Source organism: Gloeobacter kilaueensis JS1 (assembly GCF_000484535.1).
GTDB lineage: Bacteria > Cyanobacteriota > Cyanobacteriia > Gloeobacterales > Gloeobacteraceae > Gloeobacter > Gloeobacter kilaueensis.
This window is the reverse complement of record NC_022600.1, coordinates 1,085,501-1,098,556: the sequence shown is the minus strand read 5'-3', so window position 1 is coordinate 1,098,556 and position 13,056 is coordinate 1,085,501. Positions and strand designations below refer to the sequence as shown.

Sequence of the window (13,056 nt, the reverse complement as noted above, 5' to 3'; positions counted from 1 at the left end):
CTATGCAATTACCTGTTGTCGCTATCGTTGGCCGACCAAATGTCGGCAAGTCCACGCTGCTCAACCGCCTGGCGGGAGGCAGCGAGGCGATCGTCTATGACCAGCCGGGGGTGACCCGCGACCGGCTCTATCTGCCCGCCGAATGGTGCGGCTATCGCTTTCAGGTGGTCGATACCGGCGGCCTGGTCTTTGAAGATAGCGAACAGTTTTTGCCCCTGATTCGCGAGCAGGTGGCGATTGCCCTCGCTGAAGCTTCGGCGGTGATCTTTGTCGTCGATGGTCAGTTGGGCCTTACCAGCGGTGACCGCGAGGTGGCCGACTGGCTGCGCTCCCAAAAGCAATTGCCGGTGCTGCTTGCGGTCAACAAGCTCGAAGAGCCCTCCACTGCCCTCAGCCTGGCCGCCGAATTTTACGCTCTGGGTCTGGGAGAACCGTTCGCCGTCTCGGCCATCCACGGCTCCGGCACAGGCGATCTGCTCGACGCGCTGGTGGCGGTTCTCCCCAAAGAACAGCCCGAGGAGCGCGAGCAGGCGGAGTTGCGCGTCGCGATCATCGGTCGGCCCAACGTCGGTAAATCGAGCCTGCTCAATGCCCTAGTCGGTGGTCCGCACCCACGCGCCCTCGTCTCCGAGGTGGCGGGCACTACCCGCGATGCAATTGACACACTTATCGAGCGCAACGGGCGGCGCTATCGCCTCATCGACACAGCCGGTATCCGCAAAAAAGCCAGGGTCGATTATGGCCCCGAGGCGTTTAGCGTCTCGCGGGCGATCCGGGCGATCCGCCGCGCCGACGTGGTGGTGCTCGTCATCGACGCCCTCGAAGGGGCCCACGATCAAGAAGGCAACCTGGCAGCCAAGATCGTCGATCAAGGCCGCGCCTGCGTAGTAGTTGTCAACAAGTGGGATGCCCTCGAAAAGGACACCTACACGATGAACCACTACCGCGAGCGGCTGCGGGAGGAGTTAAATTTTGTCGAGTGGGCACCGATCGTCTTTACCAGCGCCCTGACGGGCCAGCGGGTCGATAAGATCATCGAGGCAGTCGATCGGGTCGCCGAACAGCACCAGCGCCGGGTGCCCACCGCCGTTCTCAACGAGGCGCTGCAGGAGGCACTGCTGTGGCGCTCACCCCCCGCGACTCGCCAGGGCCGCCAGGGCCGGGTCTACTACGCCACCCAGATCGCCACCAATCCACCAACTTTTGTGCTCTTCGTCAACGACACCAAGCTCTTCAAAGAGGGCTACCGCCGCTACCTCGAAGGGCAGTTCCGCTCGATTCTGGGCTTTGAAGGTTCGCCCCTGCGCTTTGTCTTTCGCGGCAAGCCGGAGCGGGAGGTGGCGCGCACGGCCCGCAAGCGCGAAAAAGTTTAGAGGAATCTTTGACCCTGAACGTTGCTCTTAAAGAATGGGCAGTTATCTGCGACGCCCTTGAGCGGGGTGAGCAGAGCATCCTGCTGCGCAAGGGGGGTATTCGCGAGCGGCGGGGCGGCTTCAGCGTCGAGCACGAGGCATTCTTTCTCTACCCGACTGCCTTTCACCAGAATCCAGCCCAGTTAATCCCTGCCGCCCAAGAACGGCTCGCCCAGCTTCGGACTCCAGAACCGGGGCGAGTGCCGATCCAGCTTTTTGCCCGCGTCGAGCGTTACTGGCAGGTGGACACCTTTGAGGTACTGGAAAAACTGACAGAATTGCACCTGCTCGCTCCGGCCACCGTTGCAGAGCGCTTTTACTACCGCAGGCCGGGGCTCACGGTGCTTCTGCTCACGGTCTTTCGACTCTTAGAACCCTTTGAAGTGATCGAAAAACCTGAGTACGCCGGTTGCCACTCCTGGGTGCCGCTCGTGGAGGAACCGCCTTCCCGACAGATGTCGCCAGTGCTGGACGAACCGCAACGTCAAGACCTCACTTTCAAACTTACCCGGTTATTGGGCGGAGCTGCTTCTGTCGAGGCACCGTGACAAAGGAACTGAGTAAGGGGACAAGGCCGATGAGTTTGACAGACGAAGAACTGCAGCGCTTCCGGGAACTGATGCGGCTGGGAACGGAGCGTGCACGGTCCGCGTGGACCACAGGTCGAGAGCGCAATATCCTCGCCGCCAACCATAAAATCAACTCGGCATAAAGCGGATGATGTACCAGAACATAGAGCCAGTAGTCACCAGCTCTCCGTCCGATAGGGATAGTGGAGGGGCAACAAGTTGTGCCCAGGGCCATCTGCTACTATACTCCACTGAGCCAGCATATACAATTAAATTGAGCAGGTTCTATGGCGACATCTGGTGAGCTTCGTATAAGAGTTAGTGGTCCCAAAGACGAACTGAGACGATTTAGAGATGTGCTACAGGTCCAGGGCAAAAATCGGTATAGCACGCTAAATTTTTCTAATTTTATTCCTGTCCTCAAAGCAACCGGTGTGGCCATAATCCTGGACCAAGGTAAGTACGGGATTATAGTAATTGTTGGTAAACAAGTCGAGGAATCTGAGATGGAAGATTACCTTGATGATCCAATGGTTGAAACGTTCTTATACTGTACTGACTCTGCTGGCAATCCTGTCCATTTCATTGTTGAAAAAGGATTCTCTACTGATGTCCATCTCCCCAGTGTAGGAGGAGAGCTTATTGAGGAAGCAGAAGATTGTCTTGTCTACAACGCATCGGGAACGGGAGTTTTCGAGCCAAAGCATTCTGTTTCTCTCATCCGTCTAATAGGACGTGCTTTTCCCGAGCTAGAATTTTGGTTTAAGTACAGATGGAATAGCCGATATAGCATGTGGGGTTGGGGTAGAGTCAAAGGAACTTGGTGCGAATTTGAAGACTTTAATTCACAGGCTCCAGGCCAGGAGTGTGAAGTCGAGTGGTCGGATCATCCTCACTGCTACCTGAAAAATCGCGAAGCTCTGCTTAAGTCGCATATTCTTGCTCTGGAAGCTAGAGATGTAGAAGCATATGAGCGGGAATTTGAAAATGAAGAGAGGTGGAAACATACATATAATGATTGGGAGTTTGGACAATTTGAATGGGAATAGGAAACTACGGAAGTGCAATAACGACGACGAGGCAACGGCAATGGAAAACATAATATGTACTTTTTTATTCTAAGCAGACGATAAGCATCAGGTTTTGGGCTGGAGTGGGGGAAGCGGATTTTGGAGCTGGTCGTTCTTTTGCTTTTTGGGTGCTTGCTAAAACCGTCCCCACCCCTCCACACCCCCCCTGCCCCCCGCTCTCCTCCCCTGCCCCGCCGGGCAGAGGAGAAGAGGGGGGGTTCACTGTCACTGGGCTGCAGGCGGGATGGGTGAAGTCAGTTTCAAGAGAGCAGTTATGCCTGTAACCCTGTTTGTAAATCACACATCCGATGTCCGAAGCAGGAGGATAGCTCAAGTATCGGGTGCGCTGGCTCGGCAAAATTCCTGCCAGTCCGCTACTACCTGCTCGCTGTAATGGTTGGCGTATTCGCTCAGCAGCGATTGCCAGCCTTGCTGGTGGGCAAAGTTGATGAGCGCGTCGGCGATGGCCGAGCGGTCGCGCCCACTGGCGCGCAGGTGCGCCCAGCCGATGATCTGGCTCATCGTCCGTACCAGGCTTTCCAGGCGCTTCGGCTTGCCGTCCCAGCTTGTAAGATCCACCCGGTCGGCCTCCGGCTGCAGTTCTTTAAGTACGTAAGGCTTGCCGTCCAGTACCAGTGGGTGCAGCGAGTCGGGGGCGACGGCCTGCAGGCGCTGCTGCACCTGGCTGACACGCGTCGCTTCGTCCGGCCAGGCAGGTTGAAAGGCTTGAAACAGCGGCTGCCAGCAGGAGGGAAGGGCGCGCTTGAGATCGAGGATGAAGTGCCCGTCCGGTGAACCGCGCCCCTGCACGAGGATCGCGTAGCGCTCGATGCCGATGCTGCCGGTACCGGCGACGCGCCGCTTGATGTCGAAGATCTCATAAAATCGCGGGTCCGGAGCTGTTGTCGCGAGCCTGGCAACGGTCCCGGCTATCTGTTCGTACTCTGGCTGAGGGATGGGGAAGAAGCGGCCCGGTAGTGTCTTGAGCTGCCAGCCCGTCGCAGTGCGCTCGCTTAAACGCAACAAAAAGTCCCGGCGGCGGCGCTGACGAAGACGGTCCAGCAGATCGCCGATCAGCCCCGCAGCGATCCGCCGCTCGATCCAGAACGCCTTGCCCGCAGCAAGAGCAGCGCTGTAAGCTTCAAGTCCACTCTGGAAGAGGTGTCTGGCAACAGTTGCTTCGTCACTCAAAGACCGCACAGCCAGCAGCACACTTGTCAGAAAGCGAGTGAGATCGACCGTGCAGGGAGCGAGGATCGCCTCGTCGAAGTCGTCGATGTCGAAGTAGGTGAGACGGTTTGCGCCCTTGTAGCTGCCAAAATTTTCGATGTGCAGATCGCCGCAGTTCCAGGTGAGCGGGGAGCGATTGAGCGAGGAGGCCACCGGCCAGTCCTCGGCAAACAAGTGACAACTGCCGCGAAAAAAGCGCAGGGGACTGGTGCGCATCTTCGCGTACTTGATCTGGAGCAACTGCGGGTCGCGGCCCCGGTTGAATTGCTCGATGCGCTCGAAGATCGTCATCTAGCTGCCCACGCGCCGGCGATAGCTCTGCACGGTGTTGGCGAGCAGCATCGTCACCGTCATCGGCCCGACGCCGCCCGGCACCGGGGTGATGGCGGAGGCCACCTCACGCACGGAGGCAAAATCGACGTCGCCTACCAGGCGGCTCTTGCCCGCCGCGTCGGTGATCCGGTTGATGCCCACGTCGATGACGACCGCTCCCGGCTTGATCATCGCGCCATCCACCAGGCCCGGCTTGCCGACAGCGGCCACGACCACATCGGCGCTGCGGGTGAGGGCTGCCAGATCCCGCGTGCGCGAATGGGCCATGATGACCGTCGCGTTTTTTTCGAGCAGCATCAAGGCGACGGGTTTGCCCACCAGAATGCTGCGACCGAGCACGACGGCAGTCTTACCGGCCAGATCGATCCCTGCTTCGGCGAGCAGGCGCATCACCCCCGCCGGGGTACAGGAGCGCAGACCCGGTTCACCGCGCACCAGACGGCCAAGGTTGGTGGGGTGCAAACCGTCCACGTCCTTGTCCGGATCGATGCGGTCGAGGATGCGGTTGCTGTCGATCTGCTCCGGCAGTGGCAGCTGGACGAGAATGCCGTCCACGCTCGCATCGGCGTTCAATTCATCGACGATCGCGAGCAGTTCGGCCTCCGAGAGGGTGGCGGGTAGATGCTGCCCTTTGCTGATATCGATGCCGACGCCGGCACCGGAGCGGTTCTTGTTGCCGACGTAGGCGGCGCTGGCTGGATTGTCGCCCACCCAGAGGACGGCGAGGCCGGGCGGGCGGGGGAAGCGCTCCTGCAGCGAGCGGACTTCGTGGGTCAATTCTGCCTGGATGCGGGCCGCCAGGGCTTTGCCATCGAGAAGCAGTGCGGACACGGGTGGAACTCCTGATCGGGCGGGCTAGCGGCGGACGCGGCGGCGGGGCCGCAGAAAAAGAACGAGGCCGATGGCAATCACTACTAGGGCGACGGCAATCCCGGCGATCGATGCGAGGTTGAAGCTCTGCTCGACGGTGGCGGTGACGACCCGCGCCTCATCGACTAAAAGGGCGTCGCCGGAGCCAAGTTTGACCTGCAGCGATAGACCAATATTTTTGACCTCGCCGCTGAGCTGGGCGGGCGGGCTTTTTTGTTCAAAGTTGGACTGTTCTCCTTCGGACTGCACCGCCGGAATCTGGATGCTTGTGGCAGTCTGGCTGCCGACAAGGGCGCTGAGCTGGTTTTGGGGCACATCGAGGGCAAGTCGGGCATCCTCGACATCGGTGATCTGCCCCTGGTAGTGCAGGCTCGTGCGCGTCTCGGGGCCAAGGGTTTCAAAGTCGGAACTGGTGACGCTGAGAGTAATTTCTGTCCCTGGTTCTCCAGCGTTGGTGATCATCGGCTCCGGCCCCTCGCTGCCGGTCGGCCCGCTCAGGGTCAGGGCGCGCTGGCCCCTGGCCGTAAGTTCTTCGACCGCCGTCGCCCGTACCTCGACGTCGCCCACCTGGCCCGCGTAGCGGATCGTGCCGCTCGTCTTCTCGGCATCGAGTTTGCTGTTGTCTGTGACCTGAACGCTCTGGCCCGCCACCGTCACCTGCAACGTCAGCGCCAGGGCAGGGGCAGGCAGGGCGAGGGCCACCAGCGAAGCAACGATCGATAAGCGCCGCAACTGTCCGAGCATTCCGTCCGCGTCAGAAGCCGGAGGTCCGGCGAAGGATTACCCCGGTATGATACACCTGACTCGGAATCTCTCAAGAAATTATGCCTCTGAACTATCGCCTGGGAGGAAGGCTGGCCATCGCCGCTCTGGCAGCTTTGCCCTTTGCCGCCGCTGCCCGTGCCGAAAGCGGTGCTGTGAGCACCGCCCACCCGCTGGCCACCGCCGCCGGGATCGAGATGTTGCGCAAGGGGGGCAACGCCTTCGACGCCGCCATCGCTGCGAGTCTGGTACTGGGAGTGGTCGAACCCCAGGCGTCCGGTCTGGGGGGTGGCGGCTTTGCGCTTTTTTACACGGGCCGCACCCATCAGGCGCGGGTGCTCGACTTTCGCGAAACCGCTCCGGCGCGGGCCAGCGCCTCGATGTATCTGGATGCGGCGGGCAAGGTGATCCCCAGGCTCTCCCTCGATGGCTATCTGGCGGTAGCCGTTCCCGGTCAGGCGGCGGGCCTGTTGCGGCTGCAGCAGACGAGCGGCAGTCTGCCCCTTGCCGAGGTGGCCGCCCCGGCGATCCGGCTGGCCAGGGACGGCTTTGCGGTGAGCCCGCTCCTGCACGAGCGGCTCGAAGCGTCGGCCAGTCGGCTCCGGCGCGATCCGGAGGCGAGCCGCATCTTTCTGGTCAATAACCAGGCACCGGCGGCGGGTTATCTGCTCAAACAGCCGGATCTGGCGCGCACGATCGAGGCGTGGGTCCAGACGCGAGGCGCGAGCTTCTACCGGGGCCAGACGGCCCAGGCCCTGGCCAGGGCGATGACGGCCCACGGCGCTCTGGTGAGCACGAACGATCTGGGAGCCTATATTCCGCTCTGGCGCGACCCCCTGCGCGGCAGCTATCGGGGGACCGAGATGCTGACGATGCCGCCCCCCGGTAGCGGCACGGTGCTGTTGGAGATGCTCGGTATTGTCGAAAATTTTGATCTGCCCACCCAGCCTCTGCCCCTGCGGGCCCACTTTACGGCCCAGGCGATGAGCCGCGCCTACGCCGATCGCTCGCGCTTTCTGGGCGATCCGGCCTTCGTGCCGGTGCCGGTTGCAGCCTTGATTGCCAGAAGCTACGGCATTGCTCAAAAAGCAACCATCGACCCGGCCCGCGCCACCCCCTCCAGTGCCATCACCCCCGGAAGCCTCCTCGATCGATCGACCCTCGCCGCCTTCACCAGTTGGGAAGGGCCGCGCCCGGTGGAGAACACCTCCCACCTGAGTACGATCGACAGCGACGGCAACGCCGTCTCGATCACCCAGACGATCAACGGCGGCTTCGGAGCCGGGGTGGTTGCACCGGGGACCGGCATTCTGCTCAACAACGAGATGGACGACTTTGCTGCCGCCCCCGGCGTGCCCAACCTCTTTGGCCTGATAGGCAGCAAGGCGAACGCCATCGCCCCCGGCAAGCGGCCCCTCTCGTCGATGACGCCGACGATTCTGCTTAAAGACGGGCGGCCCTGGGTCGTCCTCGGTAGCCCCGGCGGATCGTTTATCACCAACGCCGTTCTGCAGACGGTGCTCAACCTGCTCGACTACAAACTGCCCCTCGCCGAGGCGGTGAACGCTCCCCGCCTGCACCATCAATGGCAGCCGGACCGCCTTTTGGTCGAAGCGGATTTTCCAGTGCCGACAAGCACCCTAAGCGATCTGGGCTATCAGGTTGTGCCCATCGATGCGATGGGCAACGTCGAAGCGGTGCAGGCCCAGCCTGACCCCGCTGTGCCGTTCGTCGCCGCAAGCGACCGGCGGCGCGAGGGCACCAGCGCCCTCTGGATCGCCCCGGCTAGGCCGCTGGTTCCGAAGAAGGCTGAGAAGCAACCGGCGGCTTCCCGTTTGCCGAATCGCTGAGTTCGGCGACGGTTTCGGTAGTGATTGGCTCCGGCAGTGGGGCGGGCTCGAAGGAGCGCTCGGGGAATGCCACCGGTGTCTGAGGCTCGACGAACTCGCGCCGCAACTCGCGCTCGAAGTCCCGCGAGGCATCTTTAAGACCGCGCATCAGCCGACCGACATTCTGCGCCAGCTCCGGTAGCTTCTTGGGTCCAAAGACCAGCAGAGCGACCAGACCAATGACCACCAGTTCCAGCGGGCCGACGCCAAATAGTTCCATAGCAAAACTCGCCTACCTGCTCCCAGTATAGAGCGGCACCCTAGCGAGACTTGGGATAGTAACCGTAACCCTGGTTGGCAGGACCGGTCGCCTCCTGATCGTTGACGCCCTGCAGCAACAGCGAGTTGTTGGCGATCTGCAAGATGATGATCAAAAAGACGCCAAATAGAGCGATGAGCACGCCCATGATCGGCGTTGTCCCCCAGCCAGGGCTGGCCTTGCCGATCTCCGAATTTAGCGGCTTGAGCCGGTCACCTAACCATGTCCTACGCGCCATCGGTACACCTGTCGCAGCTAGTGTTACTAAATTATACGTATTCTGTCGGGATCTAACGCACCTGTCAACGAATTTTCCGGCTTGCGCGCCTGGGGCAAAGCTGACACACTGGAAGCAGCAGTTTACACTTTGAAACAACCATGGGTGTCGCACAGTTTTTCGTCGTTGGCATTCTGGTCGCCCTGGTGCTGGTGACCGCCCTTTCGATCTACACCGCCTTTGGTCCGCCTTCTAAGAAACTGGCAGACCCGTTTGAGATGCACGAGGATTAAATCGAATAGATTCAACAAAAAGCCACCCGGCCATTGTCGCCGGGTGGCTTTTTGTTGGAACGCATCCGGCCCCGTGGGCAAACTTCAGCGCTTTTTCTCCTGGAAGAAGACGGCGAAGAAGATAGCCAGGATGATGAGGGCCAGGATCAGTACGTAGGTGATAGTCGTGATACCGGACGAACCCATGAGCGATCCCCTTGGATAACAGTGGAAAGTGCAGGTTCAAGCAGCGGGGAACCCCGCCGCTTGAACTACAAAATCAGGCCACTTCTTCTCTGCGGGTGGTGGCATCACCCAGCTTCTTGAAGACGCCGTACTCGAACTCTTCTTCCTGACGGGTCGGATCGACGCCGGTGAAGACATCGAGGAAGAGCGTGCGCGCTCCGTGCCAGATGTGGCCAAAGAAGAACAGCAGGGCAAAGATGCCGTGGGCGAGGACGAACCAGCCACGGGTGCTGGTGCGGAACACGCCGTCAGCTTCTGTCCCGCCCGGCAGGTTGCGGTCAAACTCGATGAGTTCGCCGAACTGGGCGGCCTTGGCGTACTTCTTGACCTGGGCCGGATCCTCGAAGCTCTGGCCATCCAGCTTGCCACCCACAAAGGAGACGGTGACACCCGTCTGCTCAATGCTGAGCTGGGACTCGGAGCGCTGGAAGGGGATATCGGCGCGCGGGATGCCGTCTTTATCGATGAGCACGACCGGTTGGGTCTCGTAGAGGGTGTTGAGGTGCATCACCCGGAGGGTGCGGCCTTCTTTGTCCTTGAAGATTGGGTGGCCGAGCCAGCCGTTGGCGATGCCGTCGCCGTTGTTCATCGGGCCGCCCCGGAAGAGGCCGCCCTTGGCGGGGCTGTTGCCGACGTAATCGAAGAAGCGCAACCGCAGCGGCACGGCGTCCTCGGCCTGCTTGGGGCTCATGCCCTTGGCGATGTTGGCGGCAACGAGCTGGTCAATCCGTTCGTCGTAGAGCTGCGCATCCCAGGAGTAGCGCACTGGACCGAACAGTTCGACCGGGTTGGTGGCAGAGCCGTACCAGAAGGTACCGGCGACGACGAAGGCGGCAAAGAAGACCGCCGCGAGGGCGCTCGCCAGGACCGTTTCGATGTTGCCCATCCGCAGCGAGCGGTATAGCCGCTCCGGTGGCCGCACCGCGATGTGGAAGATGCCCCCTAAGATGCCGACGATACCGGCGGCGACGTGGTGGGCAGCAATACCCGCCGGGTTATACGGGTTGAAGCCGTCCGCTCCCCAGGCAAAGCCCGTCGGAACGACGATGCCGGTCGATTTGAAGTTGCCGAAGGCGTCCTTGGGTATATTCGCTGCCAGTCGCTGGATATAGTCGCCGTACTTGCCCGCTTCGACGTAGAGCGGGTCGAGCGAGTACCACATGCCCACCGTCTGCAGGTGAACGGCCCCAAAACCAAAGCAGAGAATACCCGCAAGCAACAGGTGAATGCCGAAGATCTTGGGCAGATCGAGGCCCAGTTCCCCGTTGCGCGGATTGCGAAATAGCTCCAGATCCCAGTTGACCCAGTGCCAGCAGGCCGCCAAGAACAACAGCCCGGAGAGCACAATGTGGGCAGCAGCGACGCCCTCGAAGGACCAGAAACCAACGTCCCCAGTCACCGGATTGCCCAGCCCGTCGGAGGTGAAGGGCCCGAAAACCGACCAGCCACTCCAGGAATTGATCACACCCAGCCGGGTCATGAAGGGAATGACAAACATCCCCTGCCGCCACATCGGATTGAGGATCGGGTCAGACGGATTAAAGGTGGCCACTTCATAGAAGGCCATCGATCCTGCCCAACCGGCCACCAGCGCCGTGTGCATCAGGTGTACTGCGATCAATCGACCTGGATCAGAGGTGACAACTGTGTGCACCCGATACCAAGGTAATCCCATCGAACTCGTCCTCCTTAACTGTGCCAGTTATCCGCGTTGGGCCCGCCATCCAGCGCGCCTATACTCTTTGCCCGTAAGAACCGCTTTTTTTATTGCCGCAGGTCTTGGAAAACAGTATAAAGAAGTGTAACCAATGCTCAGCAACCGCGCAACTCTTTTTTACAAGGCTTTTCACTCCTGTAACAAAGCCGGGGATCGAGGGGAGCGGTTGCCGATAGAGGACTGGAATTTCGCTGGCAGGGCACCTATGGCAACGATCCACATCAAGCCTCAGCAAACCGACATCTACGTCATGGACGGCACCATCCTGCGCGATGCGCTCCTCAAAAATAGCATCGACATCTACAAAGGCATGGCCAAGCTGCTCAACTGCGGCGGCGTCGGTCAGTGCGGCACCTGCGTCGTCGAGATTCTCACCGGAGCCGAGCAACTCAGTGAGCGCACCGCCGTCGAGGAGCAAAAGTTGCGCAACAAGCCGGTCTCCTATCGGCTCGCCTGCCAGACGGTCGTATCGGGTGAACTGGGTGTGCGCGTCAAGCCTTAGACTTCGTTTTTTAGGGTGGGTGCTATTCTGTTTGGAGGACGGGCACCGGAGGTGATAAAGGTTCGATGAGTATTGCACTGCTTGCGATTGCGTTGCTGGTTCTGGTCTGTTGCGGTTTTTTGATCATCGTCTGGGTCCAGTCCGAGCGAAAGTAGCTCTTGCGTTACCGTCCGGTGCTGCCGGTCGATGAACTATTCCTACAAAGAAGAAGTCCAGAAGCACTTCGAGGCGGTGGCCTACAGCCTGGAGCGCTGGCGGCGGCGCAACCGCTACTACTACCAGGACATCGAGGCGCTGTGCCGGTTTTTGATTCCCCAGGGAAGCCGGGTTCTTGAAATTGGCTCGGGTAACGGCGATCTGCTCGCTGCGCTAGGCTGTGGGGCGGGTCTTGGTATCGACTTCAGCGCTTCGATGGTCGCTCTGGCCCGCGAGCGCCACCCCGATCTGCAGTTTCTCTGTCAGGACGCTGAGAAGCTGGAGCTAGGTGAGCAGCGCTTCGACTATATTCTGCTGGCCGGTGTGGTCGGTTATCTGGCGGATGTGCAGACGGTCTTAGAGCAGCTTTTGCCCTACTGCCACCACCGCACCCGCGTCGTCATTCTTTTTCACAACTATCTCTGGGAGCCTATCCTGCGCATCGGCGAGCGCATCGGCGAGCGGATGCCCCAACCGGCACAAAACTGGTTGTCGGTGGCCGACGTGCGCAGTCTGCTGGCGATCACGGGCTACACGGTCGTCAAGCAGGGACGGCGGCTTTTGGTGCCGCGCCGGGTGCCTCTGGTCTCTAACTGGCTGAACCGCTACGTCGCCCGCCTGCCCCTCGTCGAGCACCTGTGCCTCACCCAGTACATCGTCGCCCGTTCGCCTGCGGCCTGGGGCGATGCGCTACCGAGTTGCTCGGTGATCATTCCGGCCCGCAACGAGTCGGGCAATATTCGCGCTGCGCTTGAGCGGCTGCCGAAACTGGGCAGCCGCACCGAGGTGATCTTTGTGGAGGGCCACTCGCAGGATGATACCTGGGCTGTGATCGTTCAGGCGGCCCGCGAGTACGCCGGGCGCTGGGAGATCCGGATCTTTCAGCAACCGGGCCGGGGCAAAGGGGACGCGGTGCGCTTTGCCTTCGAGCAGGCGACAGGCGACGTGCTCTTCATTCTCGACGCCGATCTGACGGTGCCCCCCGAGGATCTGCCCAAATTCTTTAGGGTGATCGCCTCTGGTCGGGGCGAATTTATCAACGGCTCGCGCCTCATCTATCCGCGCTCGCGCCAGGCGATGCCCTGGCTCAACACCCTCGCCAACAAATTTTTTGGCGCGGTCTTTTCGTACCTGCTCGATCAGCCGCTCAAGGACACCCTCTGCGGCACCAAAGTTCTCTGGCGGACGGACTACCGTAAGATCGCCGCCGGGCGAACCTACTTTGGCGACTTCGACCCCTTCGGCGACTTTGATCTGCTCTTTGGAGCGGCCAAATTGAACCTGCAGATCGTCGAGGTGCCGATTCGCTACCAGCCCCGCGTCTATGGCCAGTCCAACATCGCCCACTTTCGCGAGGGACTGTTGCTGTTGCGCATGTGTGTGTTTGCCGGGCGGCGGATCAAATTCTGGTAGAGAGTTGAACGGACAGGTTCCACCCTCGGGAAGACCCCCGTTGCCCGAGGCACGCGCAAGATGGACTCAGAAATCCGTTCTTTCTCTCACGGAGTATTCC

General features: G+C 60.7%; 15 protein-coding genes. 8 read left to right on the top strand and 7 right to left on the bottom strand.

What is annotated here, in order from left to right:
• The first annotated feature begins 2 nt into the window (after positions 1–2).
• The 3 genes from der to GKIL_RS24570 all read left to right on the top strand — a co-directional run bounded on the left by der (position 3) and on the right by GKIL_RS24570 (position 3,030).
• Positions 3–1,373: a ribosome biogenesis GTPase Der gene (gene der, locus GKIL_RS05210; RefSeq protein WP_023172386.1), complete on the top strand. Its 1,371-nt coding sequence runs from the start codon at positions 3–5 to the stop codon at positions 1,371–1,373.
• Positions 1,374–1,381: 8 nt separating this feature from the next.
• A complete protein-coding gene (locus GKIL_RS05205; RefSeq protein WP_023172385.1) occupies positions 1,382–1,960 on the top strand; it encodes a DUF1802 family protein in 579 nt (192 codons plus the stop codon).
• Positions 1,961–2,268: 308 nt separating this feature from the next.
• Positions 2,269–3,030 (top strand): hypothetical protein, encoded by a 762-nt coding sequence (locus GKIL_RS24570; protein WP_023172383.1) that lies wholly within the window; start codon positions 2,269–2,271, stop codon positions 3,028–3,030.
• Positions 3,031–3,381: 351 nt separating this feature from the next.
• Here the strand turns inward: GKIL_RS24570 and GKIL_RS05195 are convergent, their stop codons facing one another.
• The 3 genes from GKIL_RS05195 to GKIL_RS05185 are packed head-to-tail and all read right to left on the bottom strand — an operon-like array spanning position 3,382 to position 6,228.
• Positions 3,382–4,572: a DUF2252 domain-containing protein gene (locus tag GKIL_RS05195; RefSeq protein ID WP_023172382.1), complete on the bottom strand. Its 1,191-nt coding sequence runs from the start codon at positions 4,570–4,572 to the stop codon at positions 3,382–3,384.
• Positions 4,573–5,445: a bifunctional methylenetetrahydrofolate dehydrogenase/methenyltetrahydrofolate cyclohydrolase FolD gene (gene folD / locus GKIL_RS05190; protein WP_023172381.1), complete on the bottom strand. Its 873-nt coding sequence runs from the start codon at positions 5,443–5,445 to the stop codon at positions 4,573–4,575.
• Between the two features lie 24 nt (positions 5,446–5,469).
• Complete coding sequence (locus GKIL_RS05185) at positions 5,470–6,228, bottom strand: hypothetical protein (protein ID WP_023172380.1); 759 nt, start codon at positions 6,226–6,228, stop codon at positions 5,470–5,472.
• An 80-nt stretch (positions 6,229–6,308) separates the two neighbouring features.
• Here GKIL_RS05185 and ggt point away from each other — a divergent pair, with 80 nt between their 5' ends.
• A complete protein-coding gene (gene ggt, locus GKIL_RS05175; protein WP_023172379.1) occupies positions 6,309–8,096 on the top strand; it encodes a gamma-glutamyltransferase in 1,788 nt (595 codons plus the stop codon).
• Here the strand turns inward: ggt and tatA are convergent.
• Positions 8,032–8,355, bottom strand: a complete 324-nt coding sequence (tatA, locus tag GKIL_RS23360) for a twin-arginine translocase TatA/TatE family subunit (RefSeq protein WP_023172378.1) — start codon at positions 8,353–8,355, stop codon at positions 8,032–8,034. The two genes, ggt and tatA, sit on opposite strands and share 65 nt — an antisense overlap.
• 40 nt (positions 8,356–8,395) lie before the next feature.
• The gene (gene psbH, locus GKIL_RS05165) at positions 8,396–8,632 is read right to left on the bottom strand and encodes a photosystem II reaction center phosphoprotein PsbH (protein ID WP_023172377.1); all 237 of its coding nucleotides are present in this window, start codon (positions 8,630–8,632) and stop codon (positions 8,396–8,398) included.
• Positions 8,633–8,772: 140 nt separating this feature from the next.
• Here psbH and psbN point away from each other — a divergent pair, with 140 nt between their 5' ends.
• Entirely contained in the window at positions 8,773–8,904 is a 132-nt protein-coding gene (psbN, locus tag GKIL_RS05160; protein ID WP_023172376.1) for a photosystem II reaction center protein PsbN, read from the top strand.
• Positions 8,905–8,988: 84 nt separating this feature from the next.
• Here psbN and GKIL_RS23355 read toward each other — a convergent pair whose 3' ends face one another.
• Together GKIL_RS23355 and psbB are read right to left on the bottom strand one after the other, a co-directional pair.
• On the bottom strand, positions 8,989–9,090 hold the full coding sequence (locus tag GKIL_RS23355; protein ID WP_023172375.1) for a photosystem II reaction center protein T: 102 nt from the start codon (positions 9,088–9,090) through the stop codon (positions 8,989–8,991).
• 73 nt (positions 9,091–9,163) lie between these two features.
• The gene (gene psbB, locus GKIL_RS05155) at positions 9,164–10,804 is read right to left on the bottom strand and encodes a photosystem II chlorophyll-binding protein CP47 (protein WP_023172373.1); all 1,641 of its coding nucleotides are present in this window, start codon (positions 10,802–10,804) and stop codon (positions 9,164–9,166) included.
• 247 nt (positions 10,805–11,051) lie between these two features.
• On the opposite strand from psbB, the gene GKIL_RS05150 reads away from it, so the two are divergent.
• The 3 genes from GKIL_RS05150 (at position 11,052) to GKIL_RS05145 (ending at position 12,956) form a co-directional block, all read left to right on the top strand.
• Positions 11,052–11,348 (top strand): 2Fe-2S iron-sulfur cluster-binding protein, encoded by a 297-nt coding sequence (locus GKIL_RS05150; protein ID WP_023172372.1) that lies wholly within the window; start codon positions 11,052–11,054, stop codon positions 11,346–11,348.
• A 65-nt stretch (positions 11,349–11,413) separates the two neighbouring features.
• Entirely contained in the window at positions 11,414–11,503 is a 90-nt protein-coding gene (locus tag GKIL_RS25850; protein WP_023172371.1) for a hypothetical protein, read from the top strand.
• A 31-nt stretch (positions 11,504–11,534) separates the two neighbouring features.
• Positions 11,535–12,956, top strand: coding sequence for a bifunctional class I SAM-dependent methyltransferase/glycosyltransferase family 2 protein (locus GKIL_RS05145; protein ID WP_023172370.1), 1,422 nt, complete (start codon positions 11,535–11,537; stop codon positions 12,954–12,956).
• Positions 12,957–13,056: the final 100 nt, after the last annotated feature.

Bases quoted from the DNA above. Each gene is read 5' to 3' on its own strand.
- GKIL_RS23355 (WP_023172375.1), bottom strand. From the start codon at position 9,090: ATGGGTTCGTCCGGTATCACGACTATCACCTACGTACTGATCCTGGCC.
- ggt (WP_023172379.1), top strand. From the start codon at position 6,309: ATGCCTCTGAACTATCGCCTGGGAGGAAGGCTGGCCATCGCCGCTCTG.
- GKIL_RS05145 (WP_023172370.1), top strand. From the start codon at position 11,535: ATGAACTATTCCTACAAAGAAGAAGTCCAGAAGCACTTCGAGGCGGTG.
- psbH (WP_023172377.1), bottom strand. From the start codon at position 8,632: ATGGCGCGTAGGACATGGTTAGGTGACCGGCTCAAGCCGCTAAATTCG.
- GKIL_RS05195 (WP_023172382.1), bottom strand. From the start codon at position 4,572: ATGACGATCTTCGAGCGCATCGAGCAATTCAACCGGGGCCGCGACCCG.
- psbN (WP_023172376.1), top strand. From the start codon at position 8,773: ATGGGTGTCGCACAGTTTTTCGTCGTTGGCATTCTGGTCGCCCTGGTG.
- psbB (WP_023172373.1), bottom strand. From the start codon at position 10,804: ATGGGATTACCTTGGTATCGGGTGCACACAGTTGTCACCTCTGATCCA.
- tatA (WP_023172378.1), bottom strand. From the start codon at position 8,355: ATGGAACTATTTGGCGTCGGCCCGCTGGAACTGGTGGTCATTGGTCTG.
- GKIL_RS24570 (WP_023172383.1), top strand. From the start codon at position 2,269: ATGGCGACATCTGGTGAGCTTCGTATAAGAGTTAGTGGTCCCAAAGAC.
- GKIL_RS05185 (WP_023172380.1), bottom strand. From the start codon at position 6,228: ATGCTCGGACAGTTGCGGCGCTTATCGATCGTTGCTTCGCTGGTGGCC.
- GKIL_RS05150 (WP_023172372.1), top strand. From the start codon at position 11,052: ATGGCAACGATCCACATCAAGCCTCAGCAAACCGACATCTACGTCATG.
- GKIL_RS25850 (WP_023172371.1), top strand. From the start codon at position 11,414: ATGAGTATTGCACTGCTTGCGATTGCGTTGCTGGTTCTGGTCTGTTGC.
- der (WP_023172386.1), top strand. From the start codon at position 3: ATGCAATTACCTGTTGTCGCTATCGTTGGCCGACCAAATGTCGGCAAG.